The following is a 15849-nucleotide window of genomic DNA, read 5'->3' as shown; positions in this document are numbered from 1 at the left end:
GGGCCGGTAGCGATAGGCTCAGCGCGCTCGGCCGTGCCATGCACGACGCCCTGGTCCAGACGATCGGCTTCCCGTTCAACGACCGGTTCCAGGTGCTGGTGAGCTACGACGGCACCAGCGGCCTGCCGCGCTACAACAACTCCCTGGGTGTGGACCGCGATGACGACATCGTCTACGTCGTGATCACCATGCGATCCGGACGCCCCCGCGCAGAAGCAGGCACGCAATCAGCACGTCGTCGAGCTCGCTCACGAGTACGCGGGAACCGAATCGTGGAACATGGTCGTCGTCATGGCTGAGAACGAGTCGATTGACTGGTCATTCGAGAGGGGGTGGCGCGGTACGCCGTTTCCTCTCGATGATGGTCCCGCTCCTGGTGTTCTTCGTCTTCCCGCGGTAGTTCGTCCAAGGCGTGTTCGCGGGCTCGACGAAGGAGGGAAGCGGGCACGAGCATGCGGGTGCGGGTGCAGCAGGCCGCCGTTGGCAGAGCGTTGTGATCGCCCCCGCCGTCGCGTCGCATGACCAGATCGGGATAGAAAGGTCGGGGGAGGGGCCGTCGCCCCTCTCGCCCGAGTGGTTCTTCCGCCGCCGCGTGGGGGAGGTGCCTCCATCGACGTCGCACGAGGCCCCAAGGCCGGGGACGCGCTGTTCTCCTATGGCACGCTGATGTTTCCCGAGATCCGGATCGCGCTGCTGGGTAGGACGGTCCGGTGCCGCCCGGCGGCCGTGTGCGGTTGGCGGGCGGCCGCGCTCAAGGGACGGCCGTACCCGGGTCTGGTCGCGGCTGCTGACGCCACGACCGAGGGTGTCGTGATCCTTGGCCTCTCCGGACTCGACTGGAAGACTATCGACCGTTTCGAGGGTCCCGAGTACCTCTGCCGCCTCTTGGACCTGGCGGGCGGCGGTACCGCTTGGGCCTACCTCTGGCTCGACCCGTCAGTGGTGTGTGACGACAACTGGGACCCGCGACGATTCGGTCGCGACACCCTGCGCACCTACCTGACGGCGTGGTACGAGCAGTGATTGGGACGGCCGGTCGGCCCGGCTCAGTCGTGCCCGGCTGCTGGGGTGTCCGTGGATGGGACCCGTTTCCCGGCGAGGTCAAACGTCTTCCGTAAGGCGAGGGAGATTACCTATGTCGCCAAGGCGACTCCTGTCGTCACGGATTTCGAGCAGGGGCGCCTGACATAGAAATCGCTGGGATCACTTCAATAATGTTTAACAGTCAGGTTCCTTTATGCTTGACTGGGTGCAGTATCGCTGCAGACTATATACCACCGTGACAACCGTCTGCTTCAAGTCAAAGATTCTCCGGGTTGGGCATCACTTTGGGAGTGGAGAAGGACTGTAAGTAACTGTGAATGGCGGATTGTATGGCGACATGGCTCACCATGCTGACGTCGAATTTTTGTAACTCGAAATTCGCAATCCTCCTGGCCTGTATGCCTCTCGACTTTTCCTCAGTATGGCATGGATTAGGGTTGACGTCGGCGTAGATACTTAATTCCTGGTCGCCTTTTCGGTGTTTTGGCCACTGAAGTCCTAGTTGCGCTGTGTTGACATGCGCGCCGGGTGCTGGCTTGGTGAGCCACCTCTCTCCCATGCGGCCGCGCCTTGTGTCGCCGGATCCTCGGGGGTTCATAGACCAGTGGCCGGGACCAAGAAGCCTCATGCGACGTTGTCCCTGGCCCTGGCCCTGGCATCACCAAATCGATGGCCGGATCGGCAGGTATGCCTATCCCCGTAAACGATGCGTCTTTCCATGTCAACTGAGACGTGATTGCCGGATGCGGTCACTCACCACTGCCATTTTCAAATACGGTGCACAGGGGATCGGAGGTGCGCGTTAAGAAATTGAGTTCCGATGACTCTAATATCCCACCTCTATCAATCTGATCTCCGTGTCAGCAGGTCATGGCTTGGGTGTCCGATGTGAAATGTTTTAGTTGATGACGGGCATATTCAGAAGCGTAGATTGTGGGAGTATTGTGTTATCTCCTGATCAAATGTTGCAATGCTTCGTGTTCGCATCCCAACGGGGTTGAAGCGCGATCAGGAAAAGCTGAGGTGTGCCAATGAGAATGAGAAATAAGTGGATGGTGGGAGCGGTGGGAGCCTCGTTCGCCTTGACACTCGCGATGCCCACGGCTGTGTACGCGGACCAGGAATCCTGGAAGGACTGGTCCCCCGTGGACGCTCCCGTGGAGCTGCAGCCCCGGGACTCGGACGTCTCCTCGGGCTCCGTGGAGACTGTAGAGCCGTCCCTTCATGGGGAGGAGACTGCCGGAGACGCCGTCTTCAGTGCGGAGGAGGTCCCGGGCGCTCGGCACAATGTTGTCGAGCTGGCTCCGGGAGAAGCCGCCAGTCCGCAGGTGCGGCGCACCGAGGTCGAGGTGAGCCAGGACGACTGGAACGACGTCTGGTGCCGCTACAACCCGAGCGTGCATGCCGACCCGTCCCCGCCCGCGAAGGGTCGCCAGTACGCCATGGCGCGCGCGGCCTCCCCTTCTCTCTACGGGTGGGCCCAGGCGTTCGACGCCCAGAACGGATTCGGGCAGCAGCCGCACACATCAACGGCGACACTCAAGTACAACCTGGCGATCTCGATCGGGATGGATTGGCCGCAGCCCTCGCATATCACCGGGTTTGCGAACCCGTCGTTCAAGGGGGGTGTCTATGCGGAGTCGAAGACGTCTCCGATCACGTTCTCCCAGTCGAAGGCCTCCGGTGGGAAGAAGATCGACATCGGCATCGCCAGGAGCGGCACCTACGAATGGAAGAACTTGTGGGACCTGAAGTACCAGCGCCAGGACGGAATCGGGTACACCAAGTACTGGAACTGGACCGGGTTGGATGACGGTACCGCCTACGCGGCGACGATGGACGCGACCCCTGGCCACACCTACGACTTCACGGTGCAGACGAAGACTAGCGCAACGTCAGAGCCGGTGTTCGGAGCGAGCGCCCAGGCCCAGACCGATTTCGGCTCGGCGGGACTCGACGCGCCCTCCCTGGCGCCGGGACTCTTTTTCAAAGCCAATGACCAGTCCAATCTGCTCATCCGCTACCGGCTTCCGGCTGGCTGGACCGCAACCTGCTAGCGTAGCGAGCACGGCGCCCCGTCCCGGGCCCCGGGACGGGGCGGCTTGGTGGAAACAATGCGGAATTGGAAACGCACGTCATTCGAACTGCTCGGAGTGGCCCTTTTCTTTGTTGGGGTTATCGCGGGCATAACCGTGGCCGTCGCGCTGGTCGGCCATTTCGCTCATGGGGATCCGGGCATCGAAATCGTCCTGCTCATCGCCGGGGTCAGCGTCGGCTGCACGGCGGCCAGCCTGCTGATTCGAAAGTCCCTTACGCAGCGTCCGTGAGCAGGGCAGTGCTGGCCGCGCCCGGCGCTGCCCCTTACCCTCCTCCCCTCCCGACACCGAATCGGGAAGGCTCACTGAGGTCCACAGCGGTATTTCGTCCGGGGCGGCGACGACCTGGATGTCCATCCCGTGCTGTTCGTGCGTTTCCGAGGAGGACGGCTCGTCGCCGCCGGGCGCGACACGACGTTACTCGCTCGGCTGACCGAGCTCGGCGCCGACGCCACGATCAAGATCGACGCCCCTGATATCGACCTTGCCGCCGAGTTCGCCAACGCGGCGCAGGGCGGCTTCGACGTCGTCATCGACTACCTGTGGGGAGCGCCGACCGAGGCCTTGATCCGCTCGGTCAGCCGGGGCGACCTGACCCCCGCCAGCTCACGGACGCGGCTGGTCCAGGTGGGCGAGATGGCCAGCCCCGCCATCTCGCTGTCCGCCGCCGCCCTGCGTTCGTCGGGCCTGGAGATCATCGGTAACGGAACCGGGCGCATGCCCGACCCTGAGCTCCTCCGTGCGGCCTTCACCCAGGTCATGGCCGGTGCTGCACGGGGTGACCTGGTGATTGACACGGAGGCAGTCCCGCTCAGCCAGGTCACCGACGCTTGGGACCGTGATACCAAGGGCGCCCGGTTGGTGCTGGTGCCCTAGGCAGTGCTTCTGCACGGGTGAGGTCGCACGGTCAGATCCGTATAGAGGCGAGCTCCACGCTGGGCGATGCGCTATCACCGATTCCACAACGCCTGGAAGAGACATGGCATTGACAGCCCGGGCAGCGCGAATACTCCACTTCCCGCATGGCGTGGACGAACTCGAAGACCCCACCTCAGCACGAGTCCGCGACGCCGCCGACGTCAACCTGTTCCGCCACGCCTACGAGACTCTGCGCCCCACCCGGCCCTCGGCGAACGCACACCACGTACGGTTTACCTCGCCGTCGAACACCGCGGTTAGCGTGTGGCCCTTGGCGGACCCGCCGCGTGACTGGGAGGTCCCGACATGAGCAGTAAGTTCACGGAGCTTGCGATCGACTGTGCCGATCCCAGCAGTCTCGCCCGGTTCTGGTGCTCGGTCCTTGACTACGAGGTGCAAGACGAAGGCGACGGAATTGTCACCATTGGCTCCCCCATGGTGCCTGAAGGCAAGAACCGCCGAGGCCCAGTGCCACCGACGTTGACATTCGCGCACGTAGCCGAAGGCAAGACCGTCAAGAACAGGCTCCACATCGATGTCAACCCAACTGACAAAGAGCAAGACGACGAGGTCCAACGGCTGCTCGACCTAGGTGCTCGACGCGCCGACGTCGGCCAAGGAGATGAGAGCTGGGTCGTACTTGCCGACCCAGAGGGGAACGAGTTTTGCGTCCTTGCTGGCCGCCGCCCCTGATCGGATGACGCAAACCGCGCCAGACCTACTTCCCGCCGCCTGCCCACGCTCACGCGAACACGATGAAGAGCCCCTCCGAAGATGGAGAATCCGGAACCGAGCACGATTGAGGTAATCCGAGAGATTTCTATGTGGGCCGTCCATGTTCGAAGTGTGTAGGGACAAGAGCGGCTTTGACGATGGCTCCGATTTTGCTAGGGCTGGCGTGGAGGCGATGCCGATCCCCGCGCCTTCGTAGCCCAGGTCCGCCAGGGGCGGTAGCCCGTTGGCGGCCGCGACGTCGAGGGCGGGCAGGACGTGGACGCGAGCGGCTGTGAGATGGTGCACCGATACGGGGCTCGACATCGGAGCAAATCAGCGGGAGCCTTCGCGGCTCCTCCGCCATCGCAGGTTGCCGCCGTGGACGTTGGCCTTCTCCCAAGTACCAGAGATCGATTCGTTCGCCTTTGCCGCTGGTGGGCTTCTCCGCGCAGCGGCCGGTGGGGATGGCGACGCCGTCCAGGACGGGGTGGCCGGTTTGTGCCCTGCGCTCGTCGTCCAGGGCCTTGTGCAGGTCGGGTGCCTGCTCGGCGAGGTTGGCGGTGGCCTCGTTGGTGTAGCGGTGAAGGGGCCGATGCCGTGATCGCGGGCCAAGGCGGCCGGGCAGGTGGCGTCGCGGAAGTGGCGCGGCACGAGAACCGCCTGATGGAAGCAGGTCAGGGCCCGGCCGTTGGTGGTGGCCCGGCGTCCTGGCCGTCCTAGCCGCCCGTGCCGGTGCTCGCCCCTCCCTTGTGCCCACCGACGAGGGTGGCATTCTCCGAAAGAGACGCCATCTCCACCCCCTGCACCAACCCGCCTCAACGGAGGCGCCGGTGACGCGAAGTGACCGGGTGGGTGCGATCGGCTCCGGATACTCTCGATCCCACGCGATTGCGGCGGATTTCGGAGACGTGTCGGTAATTCGTCCCGGTTTTCGGTGAACCGAACCACCCTTGTCCGCATCCTCTCTCCACGGGCGTCGTCTCTCCGCGGATCACCACTCCGTGGACGTTCCCGCGCTCACTTCCCCGGAGCACGTCCGTCGGCGTCCCCATCCCTTTCCCCTACGACGACAGAAGTTCTGGAGGCCCCTGTGGCATCCCCTGTTCCCCCCTGGTCTTCGCGTGCGCGGTGGTCGGCGGCCGTGTGCACCGCCGCCGTCATGTTCGCCGCCACCGCCTGCTCCGGCGGCGCGAGCGAGCTCGCCTCGGAAAACGCAACGGACTCCGGCCCCCTGGAGGTGTCCATCTCCCCCGAGGACGGCGCGACCGAGGTGCGGCCGGACCTGCCGGTCACCGTTACCGCTTCCGGCGGCGAGATCACCGACGTGAAGATCGAGGAGAGCACCCCGGTGCCCGCGGGCGGCGCGGAGGACTCCGGTGACGACATCCCCGCCTCGGGCACGCTCAACGGTGACAAGACCGAGTGGGTGAGCGACTGGACGTTGGCCCCGGGCAGCGACGTCACGGTCACCGCGGTCGTGGACAAGGGCGGCGAGAGCAGCGAGTTCACCAGTGAGTTCTCCACCCAGGAGGCCGTCGTCGGCAAGCGGCTGGAGCTGAAGCAGAACCAGCCCAGCAGCGGCGATACCGTTGGCGTCGGCATGCCCGTCATGATCGACTTCGACATGCCGGTGCAGAACAAGGGGCGCGTCGAGGCGGCCATGGAGGTCACCTCGGAGAAGCCGGTCACGGGCGCGTGGAACTGGTTCGGTGACAAGAAGGCCGTGTTCCGCCCGGAGGAGTACTGGGAGCCGAACCAGAAGGTGACTGTCGACCTGCACCTGGCAGGAGTGCAGGCCGCCCCCGGTGTCTACGGGGTGAAGGACCACCGCATCGAGTTCGAGGTCGGCCGCGAACAGATCACCAAGGTCGACGAGGACGCGCACTCGATGACCGTCGAGCGCGACGGCGAGAAGGTCAAGGACTTCCCGGTCAGCCTGGGCATGGCCACCACCCGGAAGTACACGACCACCGCCGGAACCCACCTCGTCATGTCGCGGGAGCAGAACGTCGAGCTGACCAACGGGACCTTGGGGGTGTCCAAGGACGACCCCAACTACTACAGCGAGATCGCGGACTACGCCATGCGGATCAGCTGGTCCGGCGAGTACCTGCACTCCGCCCCGTGGAACCCCCGGGTGGGCGAGGCCAACACCAGCCACGGCTGCATCAACATGACCGTCGCCGACTCCAAGTGGTACTACGACAACAGCCTCGTCGGCGACCCGGTGGTCATCACCGGCACTGACCGCGAGCTGGAGGTCGACAACGGCTGGGGCTACTGGCAGCGCCCCTGGAACGAGTGGCTGGACAACAGCGCCCTCGGCAAGGCCGACGACACCGGCGAGCCGGGCACACCGGGCTCGCCGCACCACCAGGAGTGAGGCAGCCGTAAGGTGGCAGGGACGCATCCGGAGCGCCTTGGGGTGTGTTCGGGGAGTCAGAGCTATTCGCTGATGGCGGCGATCTGGGCGGTGGCCTCGTTGCGGGGCGGGCTTGTCGTAGCGCGGGGCCACTGCCCGGTGGTGTTTGATCTGGTTGATCCCGCACTCCACCGCGTGACGCGTCCGGCAGTCGGCTCCGTCGAAGCCGGGCAAACGACCCGCGTCGCCCCTTCCGCTTGTGGTTGCGCATCCGATTGGCAGACTCGGGGATCTTGCGTCGACGCAGGTAGGAGCGGCCCTCTTCGAGCTTTAGGCCTTATGCGCGCACATCCGTACAGGTCGGGTGCGGTCGGTTTGCCTCGCCCGTACCCGACCACCCGGCTGCGTTCCATGACCGGTTGGAACGGCGGCGCGTCCCCTCTCTGTCCGGCCGCGCCCACCTCGTACGTAGGCTTTTGGCGCTGCTCGCGGGCCAGATAGATTTTCGTGGTCAACCCACAGCGGCAACGCCTCAAGGCGTGGTCGCCGGGCTCGGCCATTCCGCGATCTTGTCCCTCCCCCTTTTTTGGCGGTTGCGGGTGGGGCACGCATGATAGACGCGTTGACTTGACCTGCCAGGTGATCAGCCCTGCCACGTCGACTCGGGATCGTAGAGCGGCCACGATGTGAGAGGAGCGGCCGCAAGGCGGCGACGTATAGCGGGATCGCGAGGTTGGCCGAGCGGAATTCCAGGTATGCGTCAAGGTCCACGGTCGGCATCGGCAGAATGCCGTCCGCCAGGAACTGGGCGCGCGCCATGGCGGCCACACGGCGCAAGAAGTACCGGCTGGTTCGCGTGGGCATGGCGCGAACGATCGTGTGGGCGATCGTTGCAGCGTGCTGTTCGGCTTGGGACGCCGCCACCCGCTGAGCTGCATCATCCTCATCGCCCTGTGCACCGTCCCGACAGCAGCCCGCAACCTGGCCACGATCGGCCAGTGGGCCGCCAACCCCCCCAGCACACCCTGACGCGCTGGGGGGTCCGCATCACCCACCCCGCCCTGGGCTTGCGCCAGGCCCCCGGTCCCGCCACCATCCGCAGCGGGAATCGCCTTTCCGCACGCGGTGCAGGCGCTGCGTGTCCACCGGTGTAGGCTCGCCCACCGGAGAGGTGCTCCTGATCCTGCGGCGGACACGAATTCGACACTCGTATCCGTGCAGGTCGGGGGCGCCTTTCGTGCTGTTAGGGCGTCAGAGAACGCACTTCCGCCGAAGAGCTGAGACCAGATCTTGTCGACATATGCATCTCCGAAGATCCACCGACATATCGGGTGTGAGTCGAGGATTTCTCGCACTCAGATGGCGATGGAACCGACGAATGCCTGAAGCCGATCGATACCACCGAAAACTGAACCGCTGTGTGGCCGCCCTCCTCCTGAGCGCTCTGGCCGGGACCTCCTGTGCGCCGCCCGGCCCAGTTGGCGAGGAGTTGGATGTGTCGGTCGAAAGGATCGACGGCGCTCCTCTGCCCATGCGCTCTGAACACACCGCCGTGCTCAGTGACGCCGGGAACGTGATCACGTGGGGTGGTGAGTCGGTAGTGGGTACCGGCCGCAGGGCGGATGGAGCGGTGTTCGACATCGACACGTCGCGATGGGAGCCGCTTTCCCCCTCTCCTCTGGCCCCCAGGACGCGGCACGTCGCTGTGTGGACGCACGAGGGCATGCTGGTGTGGGGCGGTGCTGCCACAGAGGGAAGTCTGAGTCCGGCGTCCGACGGAGCGATCTACGATCCTGAGGCCGACGCGTGGCGCAGGGTTTCGGACGCCCCCGTAGGAATGCGTTCTGCGATGGCCGTGACCAGCGGTTCCTGGGTCGTCATCGGGGGCGGTGACACCGACGGCGGCGGTAGACGGACCCTCTTGCTCTATTCCGTCGATGCCGACCAATGGTCGCGCATCCGGGTCCCGCTGAGGATCGAGGCGATGTCGGCCGCGGACGAAGGGACCGTCATCGTCACTGGGGTAGGGGACGACGGAGCCGTCGCTGTCTACCGGGTGCGCCTCGCAAGCGAACAACTCGAAGCGATCCCCGTCGATGGCGATAGGGGCGACGCACCCGACGGGTTGGGGGCGGCAGCCGCGCCGGATGGAACCGTCTACATCACCGCCACCTCCTCGCTGGCGACCCTTCTCATGCGCGTGGAACCCGACTCCGACACGGCGCGGGTACGGACCTTTCCCGATGTCGGTTTCATGGTGCCGGTAGACGTCCGTCAATCGCCGCTGAACCGGGGACGCATGTGGTGGCACGCGGGGCGGCTCGTGTCGGAAGCGGTGGGGCACGTGACCACGATCGACCCCGAGAGTGGCGACATGGCCGCCACGGCGCTCTACGACATCACCGACGATCACTACTGCGGTGCTGGCGCGCCCGTGGTGATGCGGGGCGCCACAATCGTCGTGTGGTCGGGCAAGAACTGCTACGAGGGCGACACATCCCTGGTGAAACGCGGCGTCGCGGTCACGCTCCCCGAGTGATGCCTGCGGTTGCCGAAACCCACCGATCCCACATTCATTTGAGCGCGTTTACGCCTAGGGTGTTTTATGATCGGCTCCGCTCACCACCTCTGCAGGATGCATATCACCATGACAACCGCCCATAACCACGGCGGCATGACCTGTGAATAGAACCGGTTTGGCGTCAGTGTGGCACGAAGTCGAGCTGGCAGGCTGTGTCGACACGTCATCCTATGACGCCGTTTTCGGTTCTTCGAGTCGTCTTTGAAGGAATACTCAGAGAAGGATCAGGACTGGAAATGGAAGAATTCGGAGCGCTTCTCTGTTCTGCGTTGGGGCTCGTAGCCATAGCTGGACTGGCTCATTATATAAGGAACGCGGCGGCACGTGGCAGCCTGGACAGGAATTCTGCGATCGGGCTGAGAACACGGATCACGAAGTCCTCAGATGCCGCCTGGGTGGAGGGCCACAGGGCTGCGGCTCCCTGGTTGATGTCCTGCGCCTTCACGGGTTACTTCATCGGTCTTCTGACGGTGGGGGCTGCAATCATTGCAGTGCCAACGGGTTCCGTCGGCCCGGCTCTCCTGGCCCTTCCAGCTGCCGGATTTGCGGCAGCCGTTGTCATCCTTGTGGTGGCAACCGCCATTGCGAACAGGCGCGGCAGAGGTGCGGTTGCTAACCACGAATAACGGCGGCAAAGAGCGAAATTAGAAAGAGTCGATGCTGGATTTCGACTGGTTTCGATTGCATTCGAGCTCCACCTTTAACTCCATGCCACCCTCATCTAGGTGCTTTCCTTAAGTGAAACTGGAATGACTCACGCGTCCCGGCGGAGGGGTTAGATTCGCCATCGGTGCTATGCGGCGACACCCCACCCATCGCCCCACCCGACCGGCACACCTTTGCGGCGTCGGCCGTTATGCCCCGGCTGGAACGCTTTGTGGGCAGATCAGGACGACCCACGAACGGGCGTGGAGTTCTCCGGCGGCCAGTGGCGGCGGCTCGCCCTGGCCCGTGCCAGAATGCGTGAGCATTGCAGCCTGATGATCCTCGACGAGCCCTCCGTCGGCTCGACGAAGAAGAAACGCAGGTGATAGGGCATGACCGAATTTTCTCAGGGCACGTGAGTGCCAGAGCGGCTTCCTCGAAGCGCGCGATGGCCGACCCCGACGCCTAATCACGACCGGAGGCGGGAGCCAAGTCTAGTCCGCTTTCTTGATCTGGAGTCGACGGTCTACCCATGGCAGAACCTCGCTCATCATGCCCCGCCAGGTGTCGAAGTTGTGTCCGCCCGTCTTGCGCTCCAGCAGATCGACCTGCATCGGTGGCTTCGCCTGCCGGGCGAAGCGTCGGGGGGCCTCCGGGTTGCCGTCGCTTCCGTCGGTGATGACCGAGATCAGCGCCTCGATCGGGGGAGGCGGGGCGTTCTCTACCCGCCAGCGGAGGTCGTTTTGCTTGCGGTAGGCCGCGCTGCCTCCGTAGAGGTCGCCGGTGGTGCTGTCCTTGACCGCGCGCAGGTCCGCCCCCAAGCCCACAGCGGTCCGGTAGGTTCCCGGGTGCATCATCGCGGTACGAAGCGCGCAGGAGCCGCCCGAGCTGACGCCCATGATGGCCCAGCCGTCCCGCGTCTGGGCGGTTCGGTACCGGTCGGCGATGGCTTCGGGCAGGTCTTGGGCGAAGAACATCTGGGCCTGGGGGCCGTCGGGGACGTTCACGCACAGGGTGTCGCGGGGTGGGGCGACCGTGGGCCGGGTGAGTACCCAGATGGTGGGTTCGATCTCGTCCCTGGCGCGCATTTCCCCCACGATGCTGGGGAGATTCAACAGCTCGACGAGGTTGCGCGCCTCCCCGGGGAATCCGCTGAGGACGACGCCAACGGGAAACCGGTCGCCTCGATGCTCGGGCTGGGAGTACTCCGTGGGCAGGAACACGTAGCCCTCGACGTCGAGCCCGCTGCGCACGCCGTGCAACTTGACCTTCTCCATGGTCCCGACACGCTTGGGGGTCTCCGCGGTGATGTCGTCGCCCGGCAGTACCTCGGCCGTGGAGGCGTCGGGGACCTTCGCGCCACCGTCGCCCTCCTGTTCGGCCGACGGGGGGTTTCTGCCCAGGAGGGCGTCCCAGGTGCCGAAGAAAGAGAAGTACGTGTTGGTGAGTGCCGCCACCGCTGCGATCACGCACACCAGGGAGACGCCGAGCATGCCGAGCCTGGCTACCGCACCCCACAGTCCCGGGCGGGCCGCGCGGCGCCAGAAAACGACGACGCCGATGGTCGTCAGCGCCGCCACGGCGCCGAGTATGGCGAGCAGAGCGGTGCTGGTCAGTTCCACAGCGCGGCGCTCCCTTCCGTACGGCGGCCGGGCATCAGGAGCCCTCCCGGTCGGCAGACGCCTGTTTGTCGGTTGGGAAGAGCCACCGGGCGATGTCCCCCATGCGCGGTTTCCACGAAGCGGCGGTGGTCCCCGCGGTGCCGGGGAGGGTCGCGACGGTCATCGGTGGTGCGGCAGCTTTATTGAGCTCGTCGGCGGTGCCGTCCTGACGTGTGCTGCCCACCAGGACGCGGATGGGTGGGGGAGGGATGTGCTTCAGCCGCGACAGCGGGTTGTTGAGGGAGCGCACCTTGGCGCTGCCCCCATAGAGGTTCTCTCCATCGGGGGCGCCTGCGGTCCCACCGAGCATGATCGCCGCCCCGTAGACGTCGGAGTCGGTCATCGCGGCGCGCAGCGCGCAGTTCGCGCCGTCCGCCACCCCGGCGATCGCCCACTCGTTTCGGTCGGTGGCGGTACGGTACGTGTCGCGCAGCACCCAGGGGAGGTCTTGCCCGACGAACGTCAGGCCGAGGGGACCTTTGGGTGCGTCGACGCAGGCGCGTGCGGTGTCGTCGGAATCGGCGAGGACGGCCCAGATGGCGGGGTTGACCCGGTTCGCGCGACTGGCAGCCAGCTGGGCCGCGGCCGGGGCGAGATCGCTCATAAGGCGTTGGGGGACGTGCTCTTTACCGGCGACCACCACCACGACGGGGAAGTTGCGCTTGGCCGATTCTTTGGCGAAGTACTCGGGCGGCAGGTAGACGGTGCCGGTGCCGCGCAGTCCGGAGACGGGGCCGGTAAAGGTCACCTGCTCAAGTTGTCCGACGGCGGCGGGGTCAGCCCCGCCGGGCACCTTCGGGGCGCTGCGGCCGGTGACCTGGAGCTTAGCGACTTTCGCGGCGCCGGGGACGGTGCTGTCGCCCACGATGCGCTGTTGGGCGCCGCCACCGAGGAGGTCCGCCCAGGTCGGGTAGGCCTGCACTTCCTTGTTGACCGCACCGGCGAGCGCGGCGAGCACGCTCACATGAACCAGCAGCACCAGTCCGATTCGGCCCAGCACAGCACGTACGCTTCGGCCAGCCAAGCGGGGCCACAACCACACGGTCAGCACGATGGCGGCGACGGCCAGCAGCGCCAGGAAGACCAGGAACACCGTGCTCGTCAGACCGGCCCCGATGCCCCCCAGCGCCATCGGCGACCACGCGTCGACACCGACCCGCGCTGAGCTCTGAACTCCACTGTCAACCACGTAGCGCCCCCGCGCTCACTCCACGATCCACCCCCGCACCCGTCGGCTCAGCGTCCGGGCGACGCGCGATGAAAGCCCTGTTGTTGATGCTAGAAGGGGGTTGCCGCCGCTCCCAGGAAGCAGCGGCAAAGTTCCCGTCAACCGCAGGGTGGGACGGGCCAGGAGACAGGGGAAGTGTGGACCTACGATGCTCCGTGCAGCACCACACGCAGGGCCGGCCGCCCTGCCGTCGCGGTAGTGGCGCAGCACCACGACTTCCTGGTGGAAGCAGGTCAGGGCCCGGCTGTTCTTGGGGGTGCGGCGTCGGCGGCGCTCGGCCGCAAAAAGCTTCGAGACGAAGAGAACGGTTTCCCTGGGAATGTCGAGGTGGCACGGTAGGTGACCACGTGGAGCCGTTCACGTTAGCCCGGCGCAGAGTCGATACCTCGCCTTCTGCCTGGGGCATCCACGCCTATGTCTGGGGAACGGGCACTCCTATCCTCCTGCCGCTTCTGCGTGCTTCGCCGCGTTCGTGGCGATCGAAAAACTCTGGGATCACCTCAATGGCGTTGTCCTGCCAAGCAGGAGTAATCGGTGCGGCACCTGAGGTGCTGTGGGCACGGATGCGGCGAGGGCGGAGCAGGCCTCGTGGAATGGTTGCGCCGCCTGCGCGCCTGTGGGTGCAAACTTGATCCCCTGCTGCCGAAGCACCTCAGCTTAGAAACGGCGTGGGAAAAGGAAGACGAAGGATTTTTTCGCTCTACCCCAGCTGCTCTACGCCCTTCGACAGGATCCCGTCGAACTCCTCCTGCTGTTGAGCGGCTTCGTCGTCGGCGACCTTCTGTCTGTAGTCGTCAAAGCATTGGGTCGCCTCGGAGCCCATTGCGTGGTCGGAGTCTTTGGCCACGTCGTAGCACTCCCGCGCCACCTCGTCGGGCGAAGGCCCCGAACCGTTATTGACGTTGATCCCCATCAAGACGTAATAGACACCGGAGACCTCGCCCCATGCCGCACGCGTGCTCATCCGCATCCGGTCGGCCTCGATCGTCATGAGGAAGCCGTCGCTGCCTTCGGGGAGGTCGTCTGAGGCCATCCGTTCGACCGAGCCCTCGACTTCCACATCATCTACATACCCGGTGAAGTCCGAACAGGCGTAGGCGAAGCGGTCCATGGAGTCGGTGTCGGGGGCCTCCCCGTCGTCCCCGGAGAATTCGCCCTCTGCCAGGATGAACGTGTAGAAGGTGTCGGCGTCGGAAGAATCGCCGGGCTTCGCCGTCTGAATCGCTCCTGCGGCGGAGCCGTCGGGCACCTGGTCGGGCTGGTTATCGGCCATCGCGTCGGCGCACTGGGTCGGCTCGATGCGGTCGTAGGACTGACTGGACGGCGTGTCCGACGCTTCCGTGACGTCGCGGGTCTCCACGTCGTAGCCGTCGGGGTAGGCGGTTTCGGGGATGAGCAGGGCGTCCAGTCGGTCGCTGCTTTTCAGCTCGATGCTGGGGCCACCGCAGCCCGCGGCCGCGAGTACCAGCGGAGCGAGCAGTGCGGAGACGCCGATCCGACGGGAAAGAGGGGGCACGGGGGACCTTTTCTATCGATGGTCGGCCTCGTCGTTGGCCGTAGGGCTGACATTGTGACGCCGAAGCATCGCCCACGGTTCCGACATATAGGTCCGATGGCGCCTATTTCGTACATCACATGGAGTGGGGAGTGCTGGTCGGGAGCGAGGGGAAGCCCGCCGTCAGTCGGTCGGGGCGAATACCGGGGTTCCCCACGGCTTCCTACCTTCAGGGGCGCCAGGTGAGGGGACGACGGCCGCTTCGGGGCGCGACAGCGTTGATAGCGCTGGCGGGGACGCCTTGGCGGGACGCCCGGTGACGGGGATATTCCGTTGTGCGTCCAGGCGGTACGGCCGTAAGGTCACCGGCATGTCCTTGAGAGTTCGTCTCCGTGAAGCCCTGCCAGAAGCGATGCGCGCCCGCGACCGGGTCGCCGTGAGCGTCCTGCGCTCGACGCTCGCCGCGCTGGACAACGCCGAGGCGGTGGATGTTGACGAAGCCGAGATGCGCGGATCGGCCATCGAGCATTCGCCGGTCGGTGTCGGCGTTGCCGAGGCCGACCGGCGGGAGCTGAGTGAGCGCACCGTCGCGGACATTGTGCGAGCCGAGGCCGCCGAGCGGCTGGAGGCCGCAACGCAGTTGACCGCGCCCACGCACGCGGACCGAGCCGCGCGGCTCCGGGCGGAGGCCGCCGTGCTGCATCGGTTCCTCGACGGCCCTGGCGCCGCGTAGGACGAAATTGGACCGTCGCGCCGGGCCCGTATCGGCGCGGGAGGAGAAGAAGCTCCCACCGGCCGCGGAACTCGATGGCACTGGTGGCGCCTGGGTGTTGGTCGGTGATCACTTCGCGGCCTCGCGCGCCCCGGGCGGTCGACCGCGGCGCGCCGCGGTCGACCGCAGGTCCGAGGGGAAGCCTCAACCTCACGTAGGCACTCGGCCGCAGCCGCGAAAAACTCGTTGCGCCCTACCGCGCCAACGGATTGAATCAGCGGGCCGGTCCGCAGGGCTCGGCCCGGATCCTCGTTCGTCGACACGGAAGAGAGCGTTGTCCTATGTGCGGTAAGCGGTGGTGTACACCCCGGCCGGCTCCGAGCGCCGTCGTCC

15 protein-coding genes are annotated in these 15849 nt (G+C 65.7%); 11 read left to right on the top strand and 4 right to left on the bottom strand.

The window, feature by feature from the left end:
- Positions 1-38: 38 nt before the first annotated feature.
- The 3 genes from ABD259_RS20155 to ABD259_RS20145 all read left to right on the top strand — a co-directional run bounded on the left by ABD259_RS20155 (position 39) and on the right by ABD259_RS20145 (position 3101).
- Positions 39-299 (top strand): tautomerase family protein, encoded by a 261-nt coding sequence (locus ABD259_RS20155; RefSeq protein WP_344108905.1) that lies wholly within the window; start codon positions 39-41, stop codon positions 297-299.
- A gap of 274 nt (positions 300-573) precedes the next feature.
- Positions 574-1023, top strand: a complete 450-nt coding sequence (locus ABD259_RS20150; protein WP_344164537.1) for a gamma-glutamylcyclotransferase family protein — start codon at positions 574-576, stop codon at positions 1021-1023.
- Positions 1024-2075: 1052 nt separating this feature from the next.
- On the top strand, positions 2076-3101 hold the full coding sequence (locus ABD259_RS20145; RefSeq protein ID WP_344164534.1) for a hypothetical protein: 1026 nt from the start codon (positions 2076-2078) through the stop codon (positions 3099-3101).
- A gap of 78 nt (positions 3102-3179) precedes the next feature.
- Here the strand turns inward: ABD259_RS20145 and ABD259_RS20140 are convergent, their stop codons facing one another.
- Positions 3180-3497, bottom strand: a complete 318-nt coding sequence (locus ABD259_RS20140) for a hypothetical protein (protein ID WP_344164531.1) — start codon at positions 3495-3497, stop codon at positions 3180-3182.
- 12 nt (positions 3498-3509) lie between these two features.
- On the opposite strand from ABD259_RS20140, the gene ABD259_RS20135 reads away from it, so the two are divergent.
- From ABD259_RS20135 to ABD259_RS20110, 7 genes are all read left to right on the top strand, one after another.
- Positions 3510-4016 (top strand): hypothetical protein, encoded by a 507-nt coding sequence (locus ABD259_RS20135; RefSeq protein ID WP_344164528.1) that lies wholly within the window; start codon positions 3510-3512, stop codon positions 4014-4016.
- A gap of 348 nt (positions 4017-4364) precedes the next feature.
- A complete protein-coding gene (locus ABD259_RS20130; RefSeq protein ID WP_344164525.1) occupies positions 4365-4751 on the top strand; it encodes a VOC family protein in 387 nt (128 codons plus the stop codon).
- A gap of 1162 nt (positions 4752-5913) precedes the next feature.
- Entirely contained in the window at positions 5914-7155 is a 1242-nt protein-coding gene (locus ABD259_RS20125; RefSeq protein ID WP_344164522.1) for a L,D-transpeptidase, read from the top strand.
- An 876-nt stretch (positions 7156-8031) separates the two neighbouring features.
- Positions 8032-8163: a hypothetical protein gene (locus ABD259_RS20120; protein WP_344164519.1), complete on the top strand. Its 132-nt coding sequence runs from the start codon at positions 8032-8034 to the stop codon at positions 8161-8163.
- A gap of 466 nt (positions 8164-8629) precedes the next feature.
- Complete coding sequence (locus tag ABD259_RS20115) at positions 8630-9673, top strand: Kelch repeat-containing protein (protein ID WP_344164517.1); 1044 nt, start codon at positions 8630-8632, stop codon at positions 9671-9673.
- A 212-nt stretch (positions 9674-9885) separates the two neighbouring features.
- Positions 9886-10341, top strand: coding sequence for an SdpI family protein (locus ABD259_RS25925; RefSeq protein WP_425573547.1), 456 nt, complete (start codon positions 9886-9888; stop codon positions 10339-10341).
- A 249-nt stretch (positions 10342-10590) separates the two neighbouring features.
- Positions 10591-10746, top strand: a complete 156-nt coding sequence (locus tag ABD259_RS20110) for an ATP-binding cassette domain-containing protein (RefSeq protein ID WP_344164515.1) — start codon at positions 10591-10593, stop codon at positions 10744-10746.
- Positions 10747-10854: 108 nt separating this feature from the next.
- Here ABD259_RS20110 and ABD259_RS20105 read toward each other — a convergent pair whose 3' ends face one another.
- The 3 genes from ABD259_RS20105 to ABD259_RS20090 form a co-directional block, all read right to left on the bottom strand.
- A complete protein-coding gene (locus tag ABD259_RS20105; protein WP_344101771.1) occupies positions 10855-11982 on the bottom strand; it encodes an alpha/beta hydrolase in 1128 nt (375 codons plus the stop codon).
- Positions 11983-12016: 34 nt separating this feature from the next.
- Positions 12017-13210: an alpha/beta hydrolase gene (locus ABD259_RS20100; protein ID WP_344164512.1), complete on the bottom strand. Its 1194-nt coding sequence runs from the start codon at positions 13208-13210 to the stop codon at positions 12017-12019.
- 739 nt (positions 13211-13949) lie between these two features.
- A complete protein-coding gene (locus tag ABD259_RS20090) occupies positions 13950-14765 on the bottom strand; it encodes a hypothetical protein (protein WP_344101767.1) in 816 nt (271 codons plus the stop codon).
- A gap of 349 nt (positions 14766-15114) precedes the next feature.
- On the opposite strand from ABD259_RS20090, the gene ABD259_RS20085 reads away from it, so the two are divergent.
- Positions 15115-15477 (top strand): GatB/YqeY domain-containing protein, encoded by a 363-nt coding sequence (locus ABD259_RS20085; protein ID WP_344101763.1) that lies wholly within the window; start codon positions 15115-15117, stop codon positions 15475-15477.
- Positions 15478-15849: the final 372 nt, after the last annotated feature.

The sequence above is a fragment of the Nocardiopsis rhodophaea genome, from assembly GCF_039530945.1.
Lineage (GTDB): Bacteria > Actinomycetota > Actinomycetes > Streptosporangiales > Streptosporangiaceae > Nocardiopsis_C > Nocardiopsis_C rhodophaea.
This window is presented reverse-complemented; position numbering and strand designations above follow the sequence as displayed.

Coding starts and splice junctions, on each gene's coding strand:
- ABD259_RS20155 (WP_344108905.1), top strand. CDS start 39: ATGCACGACGCCCTGGTCCAGACGATCGGCTTCCCGTTCAACGACCGG.
- ABD259_RS20145 (WP_344164534.1), top strand. CDS start 2,076: ATGAGAATGAGAAATAAGTGGATGGTGGGAGCGGTGGGAGCCTCGTTC.
- ABD259_RS20140 (WP_344164531.1), bottom strand. CDS start 3,497: ATGGACATCCAGGTCGTCGCCGCCCCGGACGAAATACCGCTGTGGACC.
- ABD259_RS20130 (WP_344164525.1), top strand. CDS start 4,365: ATGAGCAGTAAGTTCACGGAGCTTGCGATCGACTGTGCCGATCCCAGC.
- ABD259_RS25925 (WP_425573547.1), top strand. CDS start 9,886: ATGACGCCGTTTTCGGTTCTTCGAGTCGTCTTTGAAGGAATACTCAGA.
- ABD259_RS20085 (WP_344101763.1), top strand. CDS start 15,115: ATGTCCTTGAGAGTTCGTCTCCGTGAAGCCCTGCCAGAAGCGATGCGC.